At 63.2% G+C, this 21772-nt stretch carries 20 protein-coding genes and 1 tRNA gene; 10 read left to right on the top strand and 11 right to left on the bottom strand.

Annotated elements, in window-relative coordinates; all coding sequences use genetic code 11:
• The first annotated feature begins 58 nt into the window (after positions 1–58).
• The 5 genes from FV560_RS13365 to FV560_RS13345 all read left to right on the top strand — a co-directional run bounded on the left by FV560_RS13365 (position 59) and on the right by FV560_RS13345 (position 4532).
• Positions 59–847 (top strand): ABC transporter ATP-binding protein, encoded by a 789-nt coding sequence (locus FV560_RS13365; RefSeq protein ID WP_159622046.1) that lies wholly within the window; start codon positions 59–61, stop codon positions 845–847.
• 8 nt (positions 848–855) lie between these two features.
• A complete protein-coding gene (locus tag FV560_RS13360; RefSeq protein ID WP_159622045.1) occupies positions 856–1989 on the top strand; it encodes an ABC transporter permease in 1134 nt (377 codons plus the stop codon).
• Positions 1989–3095 (top strand): ABC transporter permease, encoded by a 1107-nt coding sequence (locus FV560_RS13355; RefSeq protein ID WP_159622044.1) that lies wholly within the window; start codon positions 1989–1991, stop codon positions 3093–3095. The genes FV560_RS13360 and FV560_RS13355 overlap by 1 nt, the downstream gene beginning before the upstream one ends.
• 112 nt (positions 3096–3207) lie before the next feature.
• Positions 3208–3696 (top strand): GyrI-like domain-containing protein, encoded by a 489-nt coding sequence (locus FV560_RS13350; RefSeq protein ID WP_159622043.1) that lies wholly within the window; start codon positions 3208–3210, stop codon positions 3694–3696.
• Complete coding sequence (locus tag FV560_RS13345) at positions 3693–4532, top strand: MerR family transcriptional regulator (protein WP_159622042.1); 840 nt, start codon at positions 3693–3695, stop codon at positions 4530–4532. Before FV560_RS13350 ends, FV560_RS13345 begins: the two co-directional genes overlap by 4 nt.
• Before the next feature lie 48 nt (positions 4533–4580).
• Here the strand turns inward: FV560_RS13345 and FV560_RS13340 are convergent, their stop codons facing one another.
• Positions 4581–4988, bottom strand: coding sequence for a VOC family protein (locus tag FV560_RS13340; RefSeq protein WP_159622041.1), 408 nt, complete (start codon positions 4986–4988; stop codon positions 4581–4583).
• Between the two features lie 73 nt (positions 4989–5061).
• Between FV560_RS13340 and FV560_RS13335 the strand changes: the two genes are divergently transcribed.
• Both FV560_RS13335 and FV560_RS13330 read left to right on the top strand, forming a co-directional pair.
• Complete coding sequence (locus tag FV560_RS13335; protein ID WP_159622040.1) at positions 5062–5637, top strand: TetR/AcrR family transcriptional regulator; 576 nt, start codon at positions 5062–5064, stop codon at positions 5635–5637.
• Positions 5638–5902: 265 nt separating this feature from the next.
• Positions 5903–6151, top strand: coding sequence for a hypothetical protein (locus FV560_RS13330; protein WP_159622039.1), 249 nt, complete (start codon positions 5903–5905; stop codon positions 6149–6151).
• 190 nt (positions 6152–6341) lie between these two features.
• On the opposite strand, the gene FV560_RS13325 is transcribed toward FV560_RS13330, so the two are convergent.
• The 7 genes from FV560_RS13325 to FV560_RS13295 all read right to left on the bottom strand — a co-directional run bounded on the left by FV560_RS13325 (position 6342) and on the right by FV560_RS13295 (position 17903).
• Positions 6342–8804, bottom strand: coding sequence for a DEAD/DEAH box helicase (locus tag FV560_RS13325; RefSeq protein WP_159622038.1), 2463 nt, complete (start codon positions 8802–8804; stop codon positions 6342–6344).
• Positions 8804–9592 carry a Hachiman antiphage defense system protein HamA gene (locus tag FV560_RS13320; protein WP_159622037.1) on the bottom strand — a complete coding sequence of 263 codons (789 nt, stop codon included), beginning with the start codon at positions 9590–9592 and terminating at the stop codon, positions 8804–8806. Before FV560_RS13320 ends, FV560_RS13325 begins: the two co-directional genes overlap by 1 nt.
• A 132-nt stretch (positions 9593–9724) precedes the next feature.
• Entirely contained in the window at positions 9725–10450 is a 726-nt protein-coding gene (locus FV560_RS13315; protein WP_159622036.1) for a M48 family metallopeptidase, read from the bottom strand.
• Complete coding sequence (locus FV560_RS13310) at positions 10437–13520, bottom strand: type I restriction endonuclease subunit R (protein WP_159622035.1); 3084 nt, start codon at positions 13518–13520, stop codon at positions 10437–10439. The genes FV560_RS13315 and FV560_RS13310 overlap by 14 nt, the downstream gene beginning before the upstream one ends.
• Positions 13517–14245, bottom strand: coding sequence for a TIGR02391 family protein (locus FV560_RS13305; protein WP_159622034.1), 729 nt, complete (start codon positions 14243–14245; stop codon positions 13517–13519). Before FV560_RS13305 ends, FV560_RS13310 begins: the two co-directional genes overlap by 4 nt.
• Complete coding sequence (locus FV560_RS13300; RefSeq protein WP_275401902.1) at positions 14242–15450, bottom strand: restriction endonuclease subunit S; 1209 nt, start codon at positions 15448–15450, stop codon at positions 14242–14244. Before FV560_RS13300 ends, FV560_RS13305 begins: the two co-directional genes overlap by 4 nt.
• Complete coding sequence (locus FV560_RS13295) at positions 15447–17903, bottom strand: type I restriction-modification system subunit M (protein WP_235020120.1); 2457 nt, start codon at positions 17901–17903, stop codon at positions 15447–15449. Before FV560_RS13295 ends, FV560_RS13300 begins: the two co-directional genes overlap by 4 nt.
• A 174-nt stretch (positions 17904–18077) precedes the next feature.
• Between FV560_RS13295 and FV560_RS13290 the strand changes: the two genes are divergently transcribed.
• The 3 genes from FV560_RS13290 (at position 18078) to FV560_RS13280 (ending at position 20522) form a co-directional block, all read left to right on the top strand.
• The gene (locus tag FV560_RS13290; protein WP_159622032.1) at positions 18078–18791 is read left to right on the top strand and encodes a recombinase zinc ribbon domain-containing protein; all 714 of its coding nucleotides are present in this window, start codon (positions 18078–18080) and stop codon (positions 18789–18791) included.
• Positions 18718–19912 (top strand): IS3 family transposase gene (locus FV560_RS13285; RefSeq protein WP_235020119.1). Its coding sequence is split into 2 segments (ribosomal slippage): positions 18718–18980 and positions 18979–19912, totalling 1197 coding nucleotides; the frame shifts between segments, so codons are not numbered across the junction. The genes FV560_RS13290 and FV560_RS13285 overlap by 74 nt, the downstream gene beginning before the upstream one ends.
• A gap of 49 nt (positions 19913–19961) precedes the next feature.
• A complete protein-coding gene (locus FV560_RS13280) occupies positions 19962–20522 on the top strand; it encodes an integrase core domain-containing protein (protein ID WP_159622030.1) in 561 nt (186 codons plus the stop codon).
• A 55-nt stretch (positions 20523–20577) separates the two neighbouring features.
• Here FV560_RS13280 and FV560_RS13275 read toward each other — a convergent pair.
• The 3 genes from FV560_RS13275 to rsfS form a co-directional block, all read right to left on the bottom strand.
• Positions 20578–20650, bottom strand: a tRNA-Ala gene (locus FV560_RS13275).
• Between the two features lie 31 nt (positions 20651–20681).
• On the bottom strand, positions 20682–21332 hold the full coding sequence (locus tag FV560_RS13270) for a histidine phosphatase family protein (protein WP_159622029.1): 651 nt from the start codon (positions 21330–21332) through the stop codon (positions 20682–20684).
• On the bottom strand, positions 21329–21751 hold the full coding sequence (rsfS, locus tag FV560_RS13265) for a ribosome silencing factor (RefSeq protein WP_159622028.1): 423 nt from the start codon (positions 21749–21751) through the stop codon (positions 21329–21331). The genes FV560_RS13270 and rsfS overlap by 4 nt, the downstream gene beginning before the upstream one ends.
• Between the last annotated feature and the right edge of the window lie 21 nt (positions 21752–21772).

Here is a 21772-nt window from a genome sequence, read left to right as displayed (position 1 = left end):
AATCTAGCATCAACCTCCGCCACGATCTCGTAGACCCGCACTTGACGAAGGAGGCACCGTGAACCAGCCGCAGGTGGCAGTGGACGTGACGGAGGTGACGGTCGAGTTCTCTCGAGGACGCAAGCGGGAGCCATTCCGGGCCCTGGACCGTGTCGATCTGGACGTGCGCCCGAGTGAGGTGAGCTGCCTACTCGGTCCGAACGGGTCCGGCAAGACGACGCTGATGAATGTGCTCACCGGCCTGGTGACCCCGAGTTCAGGACGTGTCCGGGTGCTGGACCTGGATCCGGCAACCCAACGCCGGGACCTGCTGCGCCGGATCGCCCTCGTTCCCCAGGAGACCTCGCTCTATCCCGAGCTCACGGCCCGCGAGAACCTCACGTTTCACGCCCGCTACTACGGGATGTCGGCCCGCGAACAACGCACCCGCATCGACGAAGCGCTCGAGCTCGTGCAGCTCGGCGCGCGTGCCGATGATCGCGCTGGCACATTCTCCGGAGGCATGCAGCGCAGACTCGCACTGGGCAAGGCACTGATGATGCGGCCCGAACTGCTCCTGCTGGACGAACCCACGCTTGGTGTCGACGTCCAGTCACGCGAAGCGATCTGGAATCGGATCGAGGACGTCGCACGGGAAGGCCGCGCCGTGCTGCTGACCACCAACTACATGGAGGAGGCGCAGCGGCTCGGTGATCAGATCACGATCATCGATCGAGGCGTGAACGTCGTTCGGGGCAACCTGAACGAGCTCACCTCCCAGGTTCCGGAGGTCGAACGCGTCGAGGTACCGCTGGTCAGTCTGCAGGACGTCTTCCTGCACTTCACCGGCCGCGGACTACGGAACTGAGGCCCCTCGTGCACGCTGCACTCGCTCTGGCGAAGAAGGATCTGCTCGTCTCCTTCCGCGCGCCCCTGTTCGTCATCATCAGCATCGTGGTTCCGGTCGCCTTCACATTCCTGTATGCGATCGTCGTCCACGTCTCCACCACAGCGACGATCGCGATCGCCGATGAGGACCAGACACCCCATTCGGCCGACTTCATCGCCGTCATGTCCCAGATGCACAACAGCGACGGCGACTACTACGAGATCCTCACCTCCGACCCGGATCAGGCCCGAGACATGTACGAGGGCGCAGACGTCGGCGCCATGCTCGTGATCCCCGAGGGCTTCGGACGCTCGGTGGATGAAGGTGAGGACCCGGCGGTGACGCTGTCATTGGTCAACATCAATGCCGACGGCACGAAGAACCAGCACCTGCGAATCGAAGAAGCACTGCGGCAGTTCCAGCAGACGTTGCCATCGACTCCTCCCGACCGGCTGGCGATCCTCGAATCCACCGAACTCGAGCGAGATATCCCCGTCTCGGTCTATCTGGGTTCGGCCTTGCTGTTGTTCGCTGCACTCTATGCCGGCATCGTCAGCGTCGGGGTCAGCATCGCCCGGGAATGGGAGGAGCGTACGGCCAAGGCACTCGTGCTTTCGCCCAGCGGTCACGCCTCGCTGGTCGCCGGGAAGTGGGCCGCAGCGGCAATCATGTCCGTTGTCACGATCGCAGTAACACTTGCCGCTCTGGGGTGGGTGCTTGGCTACCCGTGGCACATGCTGAGCTGGAGATCCGCCGGAGTTCTCGCGATCGTCTGGATCTATGGCGCCGCCCTGGGCACCCTCCTCGGAGTCAAGCTCCGCCGGGCACTCCCCCTCGTCCCGGTCGCCGTCCTGATCGCCGTGGCCCACTTCCTCGTCAGCGGCTACGAGTCTTACATCCGTGGCTTCGCTCACGGCGGCGGGGTCGAACTGCTGTGGGCGTCCACGCACTGGATTCCCCTCGCGCCACTGTTCGACGTCGTCCGCTTCGAGGTCACCTCGCTGCCCCAACCCGAGGGCGCGATCGTCGCGGCACTCGGGAGCCTTCTCCTGGCCGCTGCTGCCGTCTCGTTCGCCGTGTGGAAGCTGACCAAGGCCCTCCGCTTCACCCAAGGACAATGATGCTGACCCACCTTCACGCCCTCGCCGCCGTGTTCGCCCGCAACCTTCGTATCGCTTGGCGCCGCCCGGAACTGCTCGTCCAGACGATGGCGGTGCCTGTCGTCGTCCTCGCGTTGGCCTCGGTGATCTTCGGAGCCAACGATGCGTGGCCGATCGCAGTCGTCGACGAGGCTGAGACGGCGCACTCGCGCCAGTTCGTCGAGACTGTCACCGAGACCCGCGGACCGACCGGTTCCTACTTCCGGATCGTCGAGACCGAGGCGGACGCGGCAGCTGAGCTCCTGCATGCCGGGCGCCTGCAACTGGTGGTCACGGTCCCGGCCGACTTCAGCGAGACCGGAGCGGTCGAGATCGCGACCTACAACATCAACTCCGATGCCATGAAGAACGTCCGGTTGCGCGTGACCACGACCGCCAACGCCTTCGACGGCGCGACGAACGCTCACCAGGTCGCCGCGATCATCGACAGGGTCAAACCGGTCGATGTGCCACGGACGGCCTTCATGGGCGGGTCGGCCGTGATCCTCGCCCTGCTCTTGGGCGCGGCGATGATCGCAGCGAACCTGTACGCCGTCGACAGCGAGCATCGCACCGAGAAGGAGATCGCGCTGACTCCGCTCGGTAGCTACGTCGCCGGCCTGGGTGCGGCAGCTGCGGGATTCGTCCTGGCTGCCGTCGCGGCTATACCGACGGCGCTGGTGGCCCTGGCCTTCGGAACCCGGGTAGGAATGCAGGAGCTGCTCCTGGCTGCCGCGATCGTCTTGCCGGCTACTGCAGCGGCCGCGGGTGTGGGTGTCGTGGTAGCGGCGTACCTGCGCACTCACCGAATGATCCAGCCTGCACTCATCATGGCGGCGTTGGGGAGCTACTTCGCGAGCGGCGGGTTCATCTCGGTCTCCGCGCTGCCGCCGCTTGCCCGCGCCATCAACACTTGGTGGCCGCCGTCCTACGTCTTCGAATGGTCCAATCCCCTGCTCCACGGCTTCGCGGATCGACCGGGCCTCACCGAAGTCGCCGCCGTCGTCGGTGCAGCCGTGGTCGCCATGGCACTGGCCGCACTCGCCGCACAGCGAGCGGGGCACCGAACGATCAATCACGGTCAGTGAATCCCAGGCGTGACGCTGGGCCGGCACTCACGCGGTTGACCTTGCCCCTGGGGAAGGGCGTGTGCTGTCTGCAGCCCACCCGAGAGGCGGGTGGTGACCAGAAAGGAACACGATGACCGCATTCATGGTCGAGGACCGGGCCGAACGTTGGTGGGTGGGTGTGTCGATGACCGCCGAGCTGGCGCACTGGGATCGCGTCAACGCCCACGTGCCGGCGATCTACGGGGCCCTGGCACAGGCAGGCGAGACGCCACTGGGTGGTCCGATCTACCAGTACCGGCGGCTACAGACGGCGACCGACCCGATGGACGTGGTCGTGTCCGTTCCGGTAGCCGCACCGGTCGAGATCGCAGGGTTCGAGACCGGCGCGCTCCCGGCCGGGAGCTACCTCGTGGCACGCCCGCAGGGCGGCCCGGACTCGCTCACCCAGACGCACCGGGAGATGTGGGACTGGGCGCAGGTCCAGGATCTGGAGCTCGCGATCGATGAACGGGCCGATGGCATCCACTGGCAGGCGCGCACCGAACAGTTCCTCACCGACCCGGAGACCGAGCCGGATCGCAGCAAGTGGGCGGTAGAGATCGCATACTTGCTGAGGTGACCACCACCAGACTCTCAATCGGGGAGTTCAGCCGCCTGACCTGGCTGTCGCCGAAAGCCTTGCGGTTGTACGAGCGACGCGGGCTACTGCTGCCAGATGCGGTCGATGAGTACACCGGCTACCGCTACTACGTCCGGTCCCAGGCCGACCGGGCTCGCACGATCACGTTACTGCGCCGTGTCGGAATGCCGTTGGAGCGCATCGGTGCCGTCCTGGCGGCCACCGGTGCGCAGCGGCGGGAACTGCTCGCCGACTATCGCCTCGAGACAGTGCGGGCACACGAGCGCGCACTCGCCTTGCTCGATGGCCTTGCCGAGGACCCGACGGCGCACAAGCAAGGCGGCGGACAGCAGCCGGTCGATCTCGCGGTGTCGATCCGCGAGACCCCGGAACGGCTGTTCGTCGCCAGGACCGTGCGCACCACCGCGGCCGACCTGCCCGCGCACATCGAACGCTGCGCCGCCGCGCTCTCCCAGCGGGCAGGGTCGGCCGTGGATACCTCCCAGCCGCTCGTGGTGGTCTACCACGGTGAGGTCAGCTGGGAGTCCGACGGGCCTGTGGAGATCCGCATCCCGGTGGTGAGTGCGGCGGACGCTGACGAGGTGGAGGCGGCGGGGACGGAGGTCGTCGTCGATGTGCCCTATGCAGAGGTGCAGTTCCCGACGATCTTGCGTGCCTTCGACGCGGTGCGCACGGCTGCCGCCCTCGGGTCGCGCGTCCCGGAGGGGTCACCGCGTGAGATCTACCTCGACGGCGACCCGTTCCGTTGCCAGGTGGCGCAGCGTTTTCGACCCGGCGGCGCGCAGGACCGCTCCCCGCGGACAAGCCCGTCGTGAGTCGTCGCCCGGTACGGCGCCCGACCGCGACCGGGCCTTCGCACCGGTCTACACACCACCGTAGGCGGCCGCGAACTCCTCGCTCGGCGCGATGGGCTGGATGACGTCGAGCAAGACGCCGTCGGGAGCGGTCACGATCACGTGACGCTGCCCGAACGGTTCGTCACGCAGCGGCTGGACGATCTCCACGCCCTGAATGCCGAGGATCCTCCGGTGGACTGCGTCGACATCGTCGACTTCGAGATTCATGAGCACACCGGCGGGAAGTGCCCCGTACCCCGACGGGACGGTCTCGTGGTCGTGCGCCAGGATTGCCAGCTCACATGCGTCCAGCCGCAGGCTGACGTACCAGTCAGACTCGAACGTGGTCTCGAACCCGACGACGTCGCGGTAGAAGGATGCGGCGGCGGCGACGTCCCGCGACATGAGCACGGGGTAGACGCTGGTGACAGACATGAAGCCTCCTTTAAGTACACTGTGTATGTAACGAGGTCGACTATACATACACAGTGTACGTAAAGGAAGTCAGATGCCCCGCGCCTCCGCCGCCGACGCAGCCAGGACCGCTCAACGCGTGCTGGAGGCGGCCACCGAGCAGTTCGCCTCCCGCGGCTTCGCCGACGTCTCTCTCGACGACGTTGCTCGGGCGGCTGAGGTCACACGCGGGGCGGTGTACCACCACTACGGCAGCAAGGCGAAATTGTTCGCCGCGGTCGCGGCAGCGCTCCAGGTGCAGATCGCAGCGGTCGTGGCCAGCGCCGCCGACAGGGCTGGCGGTGACCCGGGCAACCAGCTCCGAGCGGGCTCGCACGCGTTCCTCGACGCGATCACAGCGGCTCCGGCCGTTCGCATCCTGCTCATCGACGCACCTGCGGTCGTGGGCTGGCAGGAGTGGCGCCGGCTCGATACAGAGAACTCGGCGGCCCACCTGCGCGAGGCTCTACTCGCGGTGGGCATCGACCAGACACTTCTCGACGCGACCACGGCCCAGCTTTCGGGTGCCATGAACGAGACGGCACTCTGGGTCGCCCAGCACGAGAACCCTGCCGCCGCCCGGGAACAGTCACACAGCGCTCTCGACAGACTTCTCACCGCACTGCTGTGACGACACCGAAGAAAGCCCGGACCCTCGCGGATCCGGGCTCTATCGGAAGTCTTGCAACATCACGACCGTGGGGCTCCTAAAGACTTACTGCAATCGAAACGAGACAGTTCGTCAACTCGGTGGTCTGGTCGCAGCGGCCAGGGGTCAGATCGGAGGCGTAGCCCCGCAACGCACCCCTCGATCTCCGCGACCCGCACGGGCAGGCAAGCAGTTACCTGCTGAGACGGAGCGCGCCATCGTCGCCGAGTACAAAGCAGGGCAGACGATGAAACAGATTGCTGCGCGTCACGGCATCCACCGCGTCACGGTCAGCGAAGTGCTCAACCGGAGCGACACGGCCAAGCGGCCTCGGGGCATGAACTCAACCCAGGTGTCGCTGGCCGCCAAGCTGTATGAATCCGGAGAGTCACTGGCAACTGTCGGGGCCAAGTTCGGCTTCAACGCTGCGACGGTCCGTACCGCACTCATGAGTATCGATGTCCAGATGCGCGACCCGCATGGTCGCGAACGCTAATCGTGTACGGCTGGTGTAGCCGTGCAAGCCGACATGAAGGGGGAACGTTTGGTCGTACGAGATCTGGCCGACTACGTCTCCATCATAGGCAGGTGGCTCACTCGTCGAATGCCGATCAGCACAAGGTCTACCGCGAATTGCGTTTCGGAGACGAGGCTCGACCACCGCCGTGTCCCAAAGCTTTGCCCACTCACGCCTGCGCCCCAATCAGTCCCCGCACCTCGAATAGCAAGATGTCATTGACATTCGCCGACTCCATCGCCTCCAATAGACCTGGGCGTAGCTCAATCGTGTTGGCGATGGTATCGGCCCCGACGAATTCGCGATAGGACTCTGCAATGAGATACGCAAGCTCGAAGGACATGCCGTTACGCAGTAGTGCGATCACATATCGATCCGCTGTGCCGTACTTAAGCTTGAGGTAGAAGGTCTCCTCAACCAGGTCCAACGAGAACAAGATCTCCAGGTACTTCATGAGGTTGTAGTCAAGGAAGTCGAGCTCTGCCTTGATCCGCACAATTGCGAGGTTGACGAGTGCACCGCGAGTTTTCGTTGCCCGTCTTACGTATGCACTCGTGTGTTCCGTCGCGAAGCGCTTGACCTCGCCCCACTTCGACCCGACCCAGATCAAATCGTCCTCCTGACGACTCCAATGCGTCAGGTAGCGTCCGATCATGCGCTTCAGGGGATCGCCTTCCGCCCGCCAGCTGAGGAACATGGCATAGAAGTTACGCGCTCCCTGCTCGTCTCGAATGCGTTCGAGATCATCAGTGTCGCGGCCAAGCTCGACACCTGTGAGGAAGATGTCGACGATCAACGCAATCAGGTCATCGGCGGTCGAGACGGTGTCGCCGCTGCGATCGGTCGCACGCTCCTGCAGAAGCAACTCGTAGCGGAACACATCGAAGTCATGGGCGCCGTGGCGGAAGCAGAGACGCCCGAGGGCGGTCTGCGCGAGCCGAGCACCCTCAAGACCGGACGCGCCCGATTCGATGTTCTCGAGCCGCTCAAGCGCCTCGATGCGCGGTTGCTCGGCTGGGCCAGACTCGAGAAGTGGATTCTCCACTGGATCGGACGCCGACTTCGACGGGTCAGCTACATCCCCGAGCCAGTTCAATGGATTCCAGCGCTTCGGCGCGTACGAGCTCTCGAGGACGTATACCTTCGGAACGAGCAACTCGAGCTTCGGTGTATCCGACGAGAAGATCTGGCTGAACCGAGCCACGCGACCAACCAGATTCCTGAAGGCGGAGCGTGCTAAGTAGCCGCGTCCCCGATCGGGCGACAACAGCACCATTGTGTCGGCTGGGGTGTTCACTCCCTCCAGCAGGGTGGATGTCGTCACGAGGTGCCGATTGTCCGGGGACTGATCCTCCCGGAAGAGGTTCTCGACGTACTGTCGCAGCACCTCGGGGATCTGTCCGTGATGGAAAAGAACACCGCTTCGGATTACGTCGACGAGGAGGTAGTCCTTGTCGACAAGGTCACTGATTGCCTCGATAGCTTTGGCGGCTGCAGGAGCAATCGCGTCATTCGCGGAACCAACCTTGCTTGCGATGCGACGCGCCAAGTCCTGAGCGTCGCGAGGCTTGTTCAAGTAGACGATGGTGCGAGGGCCGGCGAATGCGATGACCGCGTCGGCATCATCGTCTGGAACCGTTATCGACGATTCGAAAGAACGAGCCAAGAACTGGTCGAAGACCTGGAGGGCTTTCCCAGGTGCCCCCACCAAGAACTGCTCAACCTTGACTTGCTCATTTACCGTGCGGGCACGTACCTGCTGATCCGCACCGTTGACGTGTCGGAGAGCTTCCGGGTTCTCGAGGAACGGCGTGTAGTAGGCGACCTGCATGTCGGCCTTGCGGGAACGGGCAACGAGGATCACCTGGGATAGCTCAAGCGCACGCGCGTCGTCTGACAGGACGTTCTGCGCCTCGTCGATCAGGAGCTGATCAATCTTGAGTTCCGGATTATCGACGAAAAGCTGATGCAGCCGTTCCTGCGTGAGGATCGCAACGAAAGACGACTCGCCGTTGTAGGCCTCTGGATGCGAGATGACGCGCGCGGAGACGTCTCGCTGGCGCATAAGACGAACGAGCTCAGTCTTCGTCTGTGCGATGAGCGCCTTCGACGGCACCACGATGCAGACGGCGCCGGGCAGGGACGCAAGTGCGCGGTCGGTCATCATCTCAGATTTGCCGTACGAGGTCGGCGCGATGATGGCCGCGTGCGAATTGATCGTGTTGAACGCGCGCAACGCCAGCTGTTCGCGCGTACGCGTGACCCCGTCCGATGTGAAGTTCTTGCCATGAGCGACTCCAAGCACCCGATGCAACGAGTCGTCCTCAAGTACTTCGGGATGGGCTGTGTGGATCGCGGCAATGACGGGCATCAGTTCTCGGTGATCCGCAATGTCTAGCAGCGGCTCGAAGTCTGTGGTGTCCAGTGAGTACTGCAGTGCGATTCGATAACCAAGCCGCTCGACGGTCGCGTCGCCTTGACGAAGGAATATCACAGCATACGAAAGCAGTTGCTGGTATTCGTCGTCCGAGATCCTTTGCCCAAGCGACATGCTCGTGTAGAGCTTGAGGAAGCGCGAATCGTCGAGGTTCGCCTGATGGCGCAACTTCCGATAGGTGATGTCAACGACCATCAGACCGGCGCTCCAATCGAGGCGCGCAACACTTCAACCAAGTCCTCAAGGTCAGACTGCTGGATGAGAAGCAGGCGGAGTTCAGCGAACCGCCCGCGCCCCTTCACGCTCTCGATCAGCGCCTTGCCTGTCTCTGGGTCGATCTCGTCGAGCATTAGGTCGCGCATCACGACACCGCACAGAAGTGCGCGGACCTTCGCCTTGCCGCCGCCGTTGACGGTCTTGAAGTCAGTGCGAAGAAGCTTCTTGACGTTCGATGCTTGGGTACTTTGCAACGTTGCGTCTGCGTCGAGAAGCGCTGCGTCCCAGCGCTTCTTGCGAACGTCAGACGTGAACATGTCGTGGAGGCTTCGCTCGGCAACGCCGATGAGATCACGAATCTTGCTGTCCGCAGTCTGAGTGTCGGATACTTTCCCCGCTTTGACCTCGCCGTACCAAAGGCCGCCGTCGTGGTCATCATAGAAGGTGAGGTCGAACCCTTTCTTGATCGCGCGCTCCTCCTTGTTGAGATAGAGCGCGGCGGACACGAACTTCTCGTGACCGTGCGGCACGAGAAGGTGCACAATTAGTTCGCCAGCGATACCAAGTTGGGTCTTCTCGCTCTTGGTGTCGTAGAGCTTGAAGAACTCATCGAGCGTCGTATCGAGCGAGTAGTAGTCGGGATCCTCAGCGGCCTTGACACGCCCGTAGCAGTACTCGACAAGCCTCGCGTTGAGCGTGTCCTTAATCTCCTGAGTCACTTCTTCGAGCACCAGAATGCTGGCGTCGTCGACGGTGACGACTCTCACTCCGTCCACGCGATCCCCCAAGCCCGGACGCTTCTCCCGCAGCAATTCATGGCCTACGCAGTCTCCTCGCGCGCCAATACTTCGGCCTGCTCGAGCACCAGTTCAATCGCCTGCCGGTTGGAGCACCTTCGATCACGCGTCCCACTCCTCCTCGGCAAGCGGCGAGCCATTGAGCAGGTCACGACGCATCCGCCAGTCAGGCAGATGCTTGTCCATGAGCGCGGCGAACCTCGCGCCATGCCCACGCTCGAAGTAGTGGGTGAGCTCGTGCACCACGATGTACTCCAGGCAGACTGGATCCTTCTTTGCCAGCTCCACGTTGAACCAGATGTTGTGCGTCTCGCGGTTGCAGGAGCCCCATTTGGTCTTCATCTTGCGAACCGTCCACTTCGGCACGGTGACACCGAGCTCGGACTCCCACCTGGCGATGAGATCCGGCAGCGCGTTGCGCAGCTGCTCCCGATACCAGCGATCAAGAACTGACCGACGCTGCTCAGGCGTGGAGTTGGTCGACGCATAGAGCACGAGGCGCTCTCCATCGAGTTCAATATGAGATCGTCCTGGCCGCTCAACGACCTTGAGGCGCTTACGCGTCCCCCAGACGTAATGGCTCTCTCCCGTCACCATCTCGCGCATCGACTGGCGTGCGGCGCCAGCCAGCTCCTTGCGTTGCCGGCGGATCCACGAGAGCCGCTGCACGACCGCTAGACGGATGGTGTCGTCGTCGAAGCGCGTCGGCGCGGCGACCCGGACACGGCCAGCAGGTGGGTAGACGCCGATGTGCAGGTGTTTGATGTCCTTGTAGACGACGTCGATGTCGATGCCGCGGACAGTCAGGTACGCGCTAGTTGTACTCATCGTGCCTACTCACGAGCTCGAACAACGTATCGATCCGGGGGTCATCGCCATCGGTGAATTTGCGGGCGATCGCACGTTTGACTTGTTTACGCTTGAGAGCGTTGTCCTTCCAACCGTGTTGTTTGTTGTTGCGCACGGCCGACTCGATCTCGATCGCAATGCCCTCGTCCGGCCAGAAGAAATCCACGATCGCGCGCTGCCCGTCGCTCTTCACCCATGACGGGTAGCTCTTGCCAGTGTCCTTGCTGCCGGCCTGCTGCGCGATGTCGAGGATCTTCGCGAGGTACTCCTCGTACGCGAGTGCCTGCTGGCGCCGCTCTTCAAGCACCGCGTCGAGAAGCTCGCTCATGCGGTCGAAGAACTTCGGGTTCGTCCCGTGCTCGTCGATGATGAGCTTGCGGGTGTTGTTGACGATGGTTTCGGCCACCGCCTCCTTGTTCTTCTTGATGCCCGGGGGCAGCCTGTCGATAGCGCCTGCGCCCAACTTGACGATCAGGTCGATGAGCCCATCGTCCTCAAAGTTCGAGATGACCTCAGATGCGCCGGCCTTGATGTACGTGTCCAGCAGGAAGCGCATGTCCGCCTCGTAGGCCTTGAAGTCGACATCCTCGCCAGCGGCGAGCTTCACCTCTGCCCGCACATCGCTGTAGTGCGCAATCTCCGCCTTGATCTTCTCAACGTCGGCAGGGCTGTAGCCGGCCGCGCTCATGTCGTTGGCGATGTTTGCGAACGATCGCGTGACTCCGGCAACGGCCTTGTAGAGCTCGACGCGCTTGGGCTCGTTGTCCTTGATCTCCTGCGCATTCCCGGCCTCGCGAGCAACGAAGTACGCACAGTACTGATCGGTGCCCTTCGGCGGCAGCACTGGTTCGCAGAGGGCTCGGATCCGCTCAAGCGCGTCCTCGAGGTCCTCACGGGCCTTGTCGATGCGGTCGGAGAGAAGACCTTCGATGTCCTGCTTGTCGTACCCCTCGAACGCACCGGTCGTGTAGTCGTCAATGGCCTTCTCGAGCGACTTGAAGAGGTCGCGGTAGTCGACGATGTAGCCGTAGTCCTTGTCGTCCCCGTCGAGGCGGTTGACGCGGCAGATCGCCTGGAAGAGCCCGTGATCCTGCATCTTCTTGTCGATGTACAGGTATGTGGCGCTCGGCGCGTCGAAGCCGGTCAGGAGCTTGTCCACCACGATGAGCAGGCGCATCTGGCCGGGCTCATCGATGAACTGCTTCTCGACGGCAGCCTCGAACTCCTCAACCCGGCCCATCGCGTCGTCTTCGGATGTCTCGAAGTAGTCCGCGAGCATGCGCCGGTAGGTGTTGTAACGTGCCATCTTCTCGGTCAGCCCAGCGCCGGAGTCCTCCTTCGATATCTCGCTGACACTCGGTTCGTAGCTCGTCACGATGGCGCACTTTCCCTTGAACCCGGCGGCCACGAAGAGGTCATAGAAGGTGCAAGCCTGGCTGATGCTCGAGCCGACGAGCATCGCGTTTCCTCGGCCATCCATGAGCCTCGGGCGCGTGTCCATGTCGAACAGGATGTCCGCCACGATCTGCGATGCCCGCGATCTGCTTGAGACGACCTTCTGCATGGTGCCCCAGCGCTTCTTCAGCTCTGCGCGACTGAGGTCGGTCATGCCCTTGGTCTTCGCTTCGAACCACTTGTCGACGTGCTGCGGCGACGTCATCTCCTGGTCGATGTCACGCGCCTCGTAGCGCAGATCCAGCACGACGCCATCGTCGACAGCCTCGTTGAACTTGTACGTGTGGATGAAGGAGCCGAACGTCTCGATGCTCGTAGCCTTGTCCTGCTTGAGCAGGGGCGTACCGGTGAAGCCAATGAACATCGCCTCGGGCAGGAGCTTCTTCATCGCGTCGTGCATCTTCCCCGACTGCGTGCGATGGGCCTCGTCGACGAAGACGAAGATGTTGCCCTTGGCCTTGAAGTCAGCAGGCAGGGAAGCATTGAGCTGCTCGATGTAGTCGTCTGTGTCCTCGGTGGCCTCATCGTCGTTGCCGCGGAACTTGTGGACGAGCGAGCCGATCAGCCACTGCTCGGATTTGTTGAGTGTCGCGATCAGGTCGGCGCCGCTCTTGGTGCGGTAGAGCGATTCGCTGACGCCGTTGAAGACCTTCTCGATCTGATCGTCGAGCTCGGTGCGGTCAGTGATGAGGAGTACGCGCGCATCCGGCTGGTTCTCGCGGATCCACTTGGCGAGCCACACCATCGTGAGGCTCTTGCCGGATCCCTGAGTGTGCCAAATGATGCCGCCCTCGCGCTTGGCAATCCGCGCCTGCGCGGCCTTGATGCCGAAGTACTGGTTGTGACGAGGCCCCTTCTTGACGCCCTTGTCGAAGACGATGAAGTCGTGAATCAGCTCGAGGAAGCGGCCCTTCGAGCACATCTGCAGCAGCGCACGATCGAGCGGGGACTGGACGTCGGAGTCTTCCTTCCACTCGAGCCAGTACTTCTCTGGGGTGTCGATCACGCCGTAGCGGAGTCCCTCGGCGTCGTTGCCGGCAAAGAGGAACTGCGTCGAGGCGAAGAACGGTCGGATAAGGTCTTTGCTCTGGTTGCCGATGTTCTGGCGAATGCCCTCGCTGACCGAGACCTTGGAGCGCTTGAGTTCGATGATGCCGAGCGCCAGACCGTTGACGTAGAGCACGACGTCAGGGCGCTTCGTGTGCTGGCCGAGCACCGTGACCTCTTCGGCGATAGCGAAGTGGTTGGCGTTCGGATCCGCCCAGTTGATGAGATGCACGGTCTCGGACTGCTCACCGACGGCTGCTTTGACCTTCACGCCGTAGCGGAGTAGTTCGTAGACTCCGCGATTGGCCTCGTAGAGGTTGCGCCCTACGCCAACTGCCGCGGCCTTGTGCAGGCGATCGAGCGCCCGACTGATGAGCGTCGCGTCGTACCCGCGCGTCTGGAGGTTCTGGATCAGCAGATCGTCCTCGATGCCGCTGGTGCGGTTGCCGTCATGCCAGTCGCCGAGGTACTCATAATCGAGCTGCTCCCTGAACAGCTTGACGACGCGACTCTGCGTCTTACGTTCGATCTGACCTACGGTGCTCATGACGGTTCTCCTGCGTGCTCCACAGTTGATTCATCCACCCACCGCGCGAGCACGCTCAACGCAGCCAGGTGTTCAAGTGCCACTTGCTCAGACATCTCCTGATCCGCCTCGTGGCTGAGCGGATTCCGGATCCCCGCGAAGACACCCTCCGCGAACGCCATCGCGCCGCGCTGTACCGAGCGGTAGGTGTCACTATCCTCCGGACTCAGGCGACGAAGCCGCGCCTTGCCGGTCTTCGCCTCGTCGAGCGAGAACGACTGCTTGAACAGATCCGTCTCGCTGACGTCGCGGCGGCCGACTTTGTTCTGCGTCTCGGCATTCAGCTTGGTAGCGGCATCGCGCACTGCTTGGACGAAGTGGCCCGATTGCCACAGCGAGCGAGCGCCACTCCAGATCCAGGGGTGCAGGTTGGAGGCGGAGATCTCAGGGGCGTCGTCGCCCAAGTTCTGCCGCAGCTCGTCCTCACGTTGAAGTTGAGCGCGGCCTCTGCTTGCAGCCTCCCGCAAGCCAGCCCACTGACGCCCTTTCTCGGGTAACGCTTCTCTCCATCCCGGGGTCGCTCGATCGAGAATCTGCTCGACGATCTGCGCCTGCGCTGCCAGGTCGCTTCCTGACCCGCGATGCACAGTCCCAATCACGTTCGCGCTCGGATGCGGGATCCGCTCAGCCAGGTGAATGAACGAGTCGAGTTCGTGCACCGCCCATTCGAGGTTCATCCCATTCATGCGGCGACCTCGTCATTCACCGGCAAGCGGGTGCGGCCAGTCAGGAGCTGCTGCACCATGCCTTGCTTGATTGCGCGCGCCTTCGTCAGTCGCCGGCGGACAAGAGTGACCTCGCGGTCGGCGCTGTCCAGCAGCGCTGCTATCGCCACCTGCTCTGGTTCGCTCGGGACCCGGGTCTCGAGCGCCGCCACCTGTCTCGGGTGGATTCGGGCGTGACTGCCGGTCGTTCCTGTGGCAAGCAATTTCATGCGCGAGACGACCGCATCCGACTTCATCAGCCACTTCAAGTAGGAGCGATCCGTTCCTGGCCGCGGCGTCAGCACTACGAACTCAGTCGACGCAATCACGTTGTCGCCGATCCCGTCGGGTGCCCAGATGCGCGGGATCCGCGGATTCAGCTTGGAGACCAGAACGGAACCTGCAGGCACAACGAACTTGATGCTGTCGATCGCCGAGCCGGGTTCAGTGATCGGGACCTCTCCGTCATCGAAGGCAGGAAGGCTGAAGTGCTGGAAACGCCTTTCTCGATCCTGCCGTGGGTCGACTGTCCGACGATGCTGATCGGTGAGCCCTCCTACGGTGGCTTCACGCCACGGCTCGGTGAAGCCGGGGAGGCGAGTCTTGCCGGTGAGGAGTTGCTGCATCATGCCTTGCTTGATCGCCTGTTTCTTGGCGATGAGGCGCTCGAGAGTATCGATCAGCTGGTCGGCATCGTCGAGCGCGAGGCCGATCTCGCGTTGCTCAGCACCGCTCGGGACCCGCATCCTGTACTCGGCGAGCTCTTCACGGTTGATTTTAGGTATGCCGCTACGCGCGGAAACACTGACCGCGAAGTTCGTGAAGTCGTGCCCTAGAAGCGTGTGGAGAATGAACGAAGAGTCCGCGTTGCGACGAGGCGTGAGCGGGTACATGTCCGCACTACAGAGGGCGTCAAAGTCGCACTTGTACGCCTTCTGCAAGTACGGACGGATCTTGCTGTAGATGACGTCTCCTGGGCGCACGAGATACTTGCCGCTGATGGCCCCCTGCGCCGCCGCCGACTCCCTCTTGATTAGGCGACCAGTTCCGGAAGCGATGTGATCCGGTGCGATCAGCGGGAGACCTCGGTACGCGGCCTCACGAGGATCAACCTGACCGCTCTTAATGGTCACCAAATCGAGAAGGGCGACGTCACCCCACGCCTGGGACGTAGCCGTGGCCCTCACGATTCGACCCCCATAACCACCAAGTGGCTCACAACCTTCGCGTCGAGCTTCTCCAACTCGGCGTCGAGGTCTCCGACCGTGTCTGCGTACCGCTCTCCGAGCTGATGGATACGGGCGACGAGCACGAGAGTCAACGCGTTGACTTCACCGTCGATCTTCGCCGCGATGGCGGCATGCCACTTGTCATCGAGCACGATTGACTTCACATCGTCGTCCGTCAGGTCGCCGTACTTGCGCAGTGTCATCTCATCGAGCGCCGCTTGATCACGCTTCGCAATCCGCTTCAATGAGGCTTCTGCATCTACGAGCGCGAGAGCGTCGCGCGCGACGTCGAGAGTTTCTCCATCGTGGGCGAGCTTCGCCGCCTTGATGACGGCATTCACGAGCTGCTTCGTGAAGGCACCCTTGTCGTTCGTCGCCTCGGCGAGCACGCCTTCATCGGCGCCGTGCTCTTCTGCGTGCTCAGCGACCGCTATCGTCGCCGCCTCGAGCTCTGCGTTCACCTCATTGACGCGCGACTGTTCATCTGCGAAGTAGCGCCTCACGATGAGCGACGGCGGGACAAGATCCATCTTGTACTTGGTTTTCTTGCGACCGGTACCGAGCTCGAGGTCCGGAGTCTCGTTGAGCTTGCGCTCTTTGTCCTCGATGGTCGGGCGGGGTGCCGCTGCCTTCGCCCAGTCTCTGCCTGCGCTCAGCTCCGCCATGATCAGGCTCAGGTCGTCGTGCATGACGTCGTGCCAGTAGGTCATGAGCTGTTGGTACGCGTCGTACTCGTTGAGGAGGGGAACCGGCTTGAACCGCTCGAGCAGGTCGTCGCTCAGCGTCGTAATGAGGTCACCCGGCTTGGTCTCGGCTGTGAGGCCCAGGAGTGCGTCACGATGGGCGGCGAACCACTCGTCAACGATGGCCGCGACCTGTGCCCGGAGGCTGTCGAGCCCGCTGCGGTGAAGCGCGTAGTCCTGCACCTCACTCAACTCGACCTTGAGGCTGGAGTATCCCTCACGGAGCGGCTCGAAGAGCGCGTCCTTCAGTGACGGCAGCGCATCCCAGTACTTCTGAAGTGCTTCGATGTCGCGGCACGGGATGCCGCCGTTGAGGTGCGCGGAGAGATCCTGCAGGTCTTCGGACTCCGAGCTGTCGATGTAGCGCGGGATGTTGAGGTTGTAGTCGTTCTTCGAGTCCGCGATCTCGCTCATCGGCACCATGCGCGAGTAGCGATCGATCTCGATCTGCTTGTTGAACGTGTCGACGATGCGGTGAATGTCCTGGTCACGCAGTCGGTTCTTGGCGCCGTCCTTGATGAATCCCTTGCTGGCGTCGACCATGAAGACACCAGTGCGGCTAACGGCGTTCTCCTTGTCAAGTACGACGATGCACGCAGGGATACCCGTGCCGTAGAAGAGGTTCGCCGGCAGGCCGATGACGCCCTTGATGAAGCCGCGCTTGAGGAGCTCGCGGCGGATGTTGCCCTCAGCGTTGCCGCGGAACAGCACACCGTGCGGGAGGATGACGGCAGCCTTGCCTTCAGACTTCAGCGACGTCAGCGCGTGGAGCAGGAAGGCATAGTCACCGTTCTTCTCAGGCGGCTTGCCGTACTCGAAACGTCCGTAGTCCTCCTCGAGCCCATTGCTCCACGACTTGACGGAGAACGGCGGGTTCATGACGACGTAGTCGAAGGTCTTGAGCCTCGTCCCGTTCGTCAGCTGCGGGTTGGTAATCGTGTCGCCCTTGTAGATCTCCGCGGTCTCGTTGCCGTGGAGGATCATGTTCATCTTGGACAGCGCCCACGTCGCGTTGTCCTTCTCCTGGCCGTATATCGTCATGCCGCGCGGCGCCTCGGCGGCAGCCTTGAGCAAGAGCGATCCGGAACCGGCTGCGGCGTCATAGACCGTCTCGTCCTGACGCGTCTGGCGGCCAATGCCGACAACCTTCGCCACGACGCGCGACACCTCGGCAGGCGTGTAGAACTGGCCCTTGCTCTTGCCCGACTCCGTCGCGAAGTGACGCATCAGGTACTCGTAGGCGTCGCCGAGCAGGTCGTCGCCCTCAGCTCGCGAGCCGCTGAAGTCGAGATCGTTGAAGATCGTCACCAGCTTGGAGAGGCGATCCTGCATCTCCTTTCCGCTGCCGAGCTTCTCCGGGTCGTTGAAGTCGGCCTGGTCGATGACGTTGCGCAGGTCGTTGGCTTCGGCGAGCTTGCCGATGATCTTGTTGAACCGCTCACCGATCTCCTTGTCGCCCTTCGCGGCGAACATGTCATCGAACGAACCGCCCTCGGGCACCTCGATGAGGCTGTCCGGGTCGGACTTCGCCTTGTCCGTGACGTACTTCATGAACAGCAGCGTCAGGACGTAGTCCTTGTACTGACTGGCATCCATGCCGCCACGGAGCTGGTCCGCGCTGGCCCACAGCGAGCTGTAGAGGTCAGACTTCTTGAGCGCCACCGTCACGCCACCACCCTCGAAGGCGTCGCGCCGTAGCTTCGTTCACTGCTCAGATGGCTCGTCATGGTGTGTTCATGCTCCTCCGCGCCCAGGGCGCGCCTTAAGTTGTGCTCATGGTGCCGTGTCCAACGCTACCGGCGACCACTGACACTGCTAGAGTGCCGCGCCGCTCGGGAGGGTGTGACGGAGTCGCAGGCGGGAGCTGGACGGCTCGACCGGGACACTGCGATCTGCCCCCATTTTCGCACACTGATGCATTCAAAGGAATATGATTTCGTAGGCTACTGCGACAGTACAGGCGATGAGAGTGCGGGGAACATGCCGGGCAGTGTGGGCGAGCGCGGCTACGCCCGCGAACGCCGAAAGCGCCATGACCACTACCTCAAGGGCACCATCTGGTGCGGGCAGTGCCGCCTCGAGCAGCACGTCAACCGGCGCATGATCCTCATGCGCACCACCGGACGGCACGGCAACGCCGACTACGGCTACTTCTTCTGCCGCGGCGTGCAAGACCGCGTCTGCGACGCCCCATACTCCAGCATCGAACGGGTCGAAGACGCTGTTGCTGAGCACTACAAGACCATCCGCCTCAGCCCCGCGTTCGTCGCCGCCGTGCGCAGCCACATCGAGTCCGCGCTGAACGACCAGGTCGCCGCGCAGCAACTGCTCCGCAAGAACCTCGAAGACCAGCTCACGCAGCTCACCACCAAGGAAGACAACCTTCTCGACCTTGCCGCCGACGGCTCACTCCCGCAAGACCGCATTCGCCATGGGGTGTATCAAGGATGTTGGACAGTCCTCATGAGAGAGGATCGAGGACATGGCAGGTACATCCAGGCGCCGGTTCAGTGCGCAGTTCAAGGCCGAGGCGGTGCAGTTGGTCATCCAGTCTGAGCGGCAGATCGCTCAGGTCGCGGGCGAGCTGGGCATCCATGCTGGCACGCTGAGTAATTGGGTCCAGAAGTACCGTAGGGAGAATCCTGAACCGGAGAAGAAGCTCACCCCGACCGACTATGGTCGGCTCGCGCAGTTGGAAGAGGACAATCGTCGGTTGCGCATGGAGAACGAGTTTCTAAAAAAGCCGCGGCCTTCTTCGCCAGGGAGCAGGGCTAGACGAAAAGTCTGCCCTGATCGAAGCGGAGAAGGACAATTACCCCGTGGCGTGGATGTGTGCCCAGCTGAAGGTGCCGCGTTCGACGTTCTACACCTGGCGCGAGCGAGCCGGGACCTGGACCCCGACCCGGGCACGCCGCGAGGGGCTCAAGGAACTGATCGCCTCCGAGTTCGACCGTCAGCGGGCCACCGCAGGGTGTCGGCGCATCACCGCGGCGCTGAACGCGGCCGGCACGCCCTGCTTGGTAGGCCTGGTTGCTGATCTGATGCGGGAGATGGGCCTGGCGGCCATCCAGCCCCGAGCCTGGCGACGCACCACCGTGCGGGCCGAGCAAGCCCAGACCTACCCCGACCTGCTGAAGCGTGACTTCGACCCGGCTAGCGCCGAGCCAGGTACCCACCTCGTCGGCGACATCACCTACCTGCGCACCGGACAGGGGTGGCTCTACCTGGCAGTGGTGCTGGATCTGGCGACCCGGATGATCATCGGCTGGCAGATGGGCGACCACATGCGCACCAGCCTGGTCACCGACGCCCTGGCCATGACCCGCACCCACGGCCGCGCAGCCAAGAACGCAATATTCCATTCCGACCACGGCACCCAATACACCAGCACTGAATTCGCCCGATTCTGCACCGACAACGGATTCACCCAATCAATGGGACGAACCGGGGTGTGCTGGGACAATGCAGCAGCCGAGAGTTTCTTCTCCGCACTGAAGAACGAAATGTACCACCAAGACACATTCACCACCCGCACTCGGGCACGATTCGCCGTGGCCGACTACATCGAGATCTTCTACAACCGGATCCGACGTCATTCAACGATCGGCTACCGCACACCGACCCAGGAATGGGCCGACCGAACAGCCGCCCCCGCTGACCACATCGTGGCGGCCTGACCACCAAGACACACCACTACGACTGTCCGAGAAACTTGACACACCACACATGGTCTACACCACCCGCTACGCACGCGGAGGCCGCGGCCGCCCCGACGGCACCGGCAACGCCTTCGAGACCCTCCTCGCGCTGCATGGCATCACCCAGAAGAACGGCAAACCCTTCAAACCGACCACCCAGGGAAAGATCGAACGCTTCTGGCAGACCCTGGCCAAACACCTACGCACCCAGCAAGCAGCCACCCTGCCCGATCTGCAACAGATCCTGGACACCTTCCGCGACTACTACAACCACGAACGCCCCCACCGTGGCATCGCCCGCAGAACCCCAGCCCAGGCCTACCACCTCATCCCCAAAGCCACCCCCACCGCACCCGATGACCCCGACCTCTGGCGCGTGCGCTACGACACCATCGACCCCACCGGAAAGATCAGCCTGCGCCACAGCGCACGCATGCTCCACCTCGGCATCGGCCGCGCCCACGCCCGCACCGAGATCATCTGCCTCGTCCACAACGACCACGCCACCGTGATCAACGCCGCCACCGGCGAAATCCTCACCGAACACACCCTCGACCCCACCCGCACCTACCAACCAAAAAACGGGTGAACCCCCACCCTGGTGAGGGTTCACCCGTTCACGATGTCGCGAGACATCACAGCCGTGGAGCTAGGGGGATTCGAACCCCCGACCTCTTCCATGCCATGGAAGCGCGCTACCAACTGCGCCATAGCCCCGAGTGGGTTGCCCTCACGAGCGGGTTTGAGTCTAGACGATCCGTGCCGCTCGTGCGAAATCGGCTTCCTGCACCCCCACGTTGTGGGCGGCCAGCCGCCAGCTCGGCACTCCCCCACCGGCGTGCCGCAGCACCGACCAGTGACAGTTGCCAATCCCTGTGATTCCGCGCCAATCCTCGGCATCCTGTCCCAGCAGAACAGCGATCCCGCAGGAGATCGCGGCCCCATGAGACGTGACGACCAGCACATCTGACGCGCTCAGCCTCGCCGCGACAGCCTCGATGGTCCGCGACACCCTGTGACCAACCTCACGGCGAGTCTCGGCCTCGACACCCTCGGGATGGTCGCCGGATTGCCATGCGTGGAACTGCTCCGGCCACCCGGCCTTGACCTCGGGATGAGTCAGGCCCTCCCACACGCCGAAGCTCCGTTCGCGCACCCCCGGATCGGTTGCCACCGGCAGCCCGGTCCGCTCTCCCAGCGCCTGCGCCGTCGCGAAGGCCCGGCCGAGATCGGAGGTGAGGATCGCCGTCGGGTGCGCCTGGGTGAGTACCTCGGCAGCCAGCTCGGCCTGACGCTCACCCGTGGCGTTCAGCGGGATGTCCACCTGCCCCTGCAGGCGTCCCTCGACGTTGTAGTCGGTCTGCCCGTGCCGCCAGAGGATGACAGTCCCGGCGGTCACAGGCCCTCGTCCAGCCCTGCCCGGCTGTCGGTATCGTCACTCTCGCCGCTCTCCCCACGAGCCTCCTCCGGAAGCTCGATCACCGGGCAGTCCTTCCAGAGCCGTTCGAGAGCATAGAAGACGCGGTCCTCCTCGTGCTGGACGTGCACGATGATGTCGGTGAAGTCGAGCAGCACCCAACGGCCCTCCGCCACGCCTTCCTTACGGGCGGCCTTGACGCCTTCGGCACGCATGGCCTCCTCGACGGCGTCGACGATCGAACGCACCTGACGTTCGGTGGAGCCGGACGTGACCACGAAGACGTCCGTGAGCACGAGCTGCTCGGAGACATCGAGGGCGATGACCTCCCGGGCCTTGATGTCAGCCGCGGCGCGGGCCGCCACTGCGGCGAGGTGGCGTGAACGATCGTCGGCAGGCACGTGTCTCCTTGAGTCGTCTCT

It is taken from the genome of Ruania rhizosphaerae, assembly GCF_009805705.1.
GTDB classification, from domain to species: domain Bacteria; phylum Actinomycetota; class Actinomycetes; order Actinomycetales; family Beutenbergiaceae; genus Ruania; species Ruania rhizosphaerae.
This window is presented reverse-complemented; position numbering and strand designations above follow the sequence as displayed.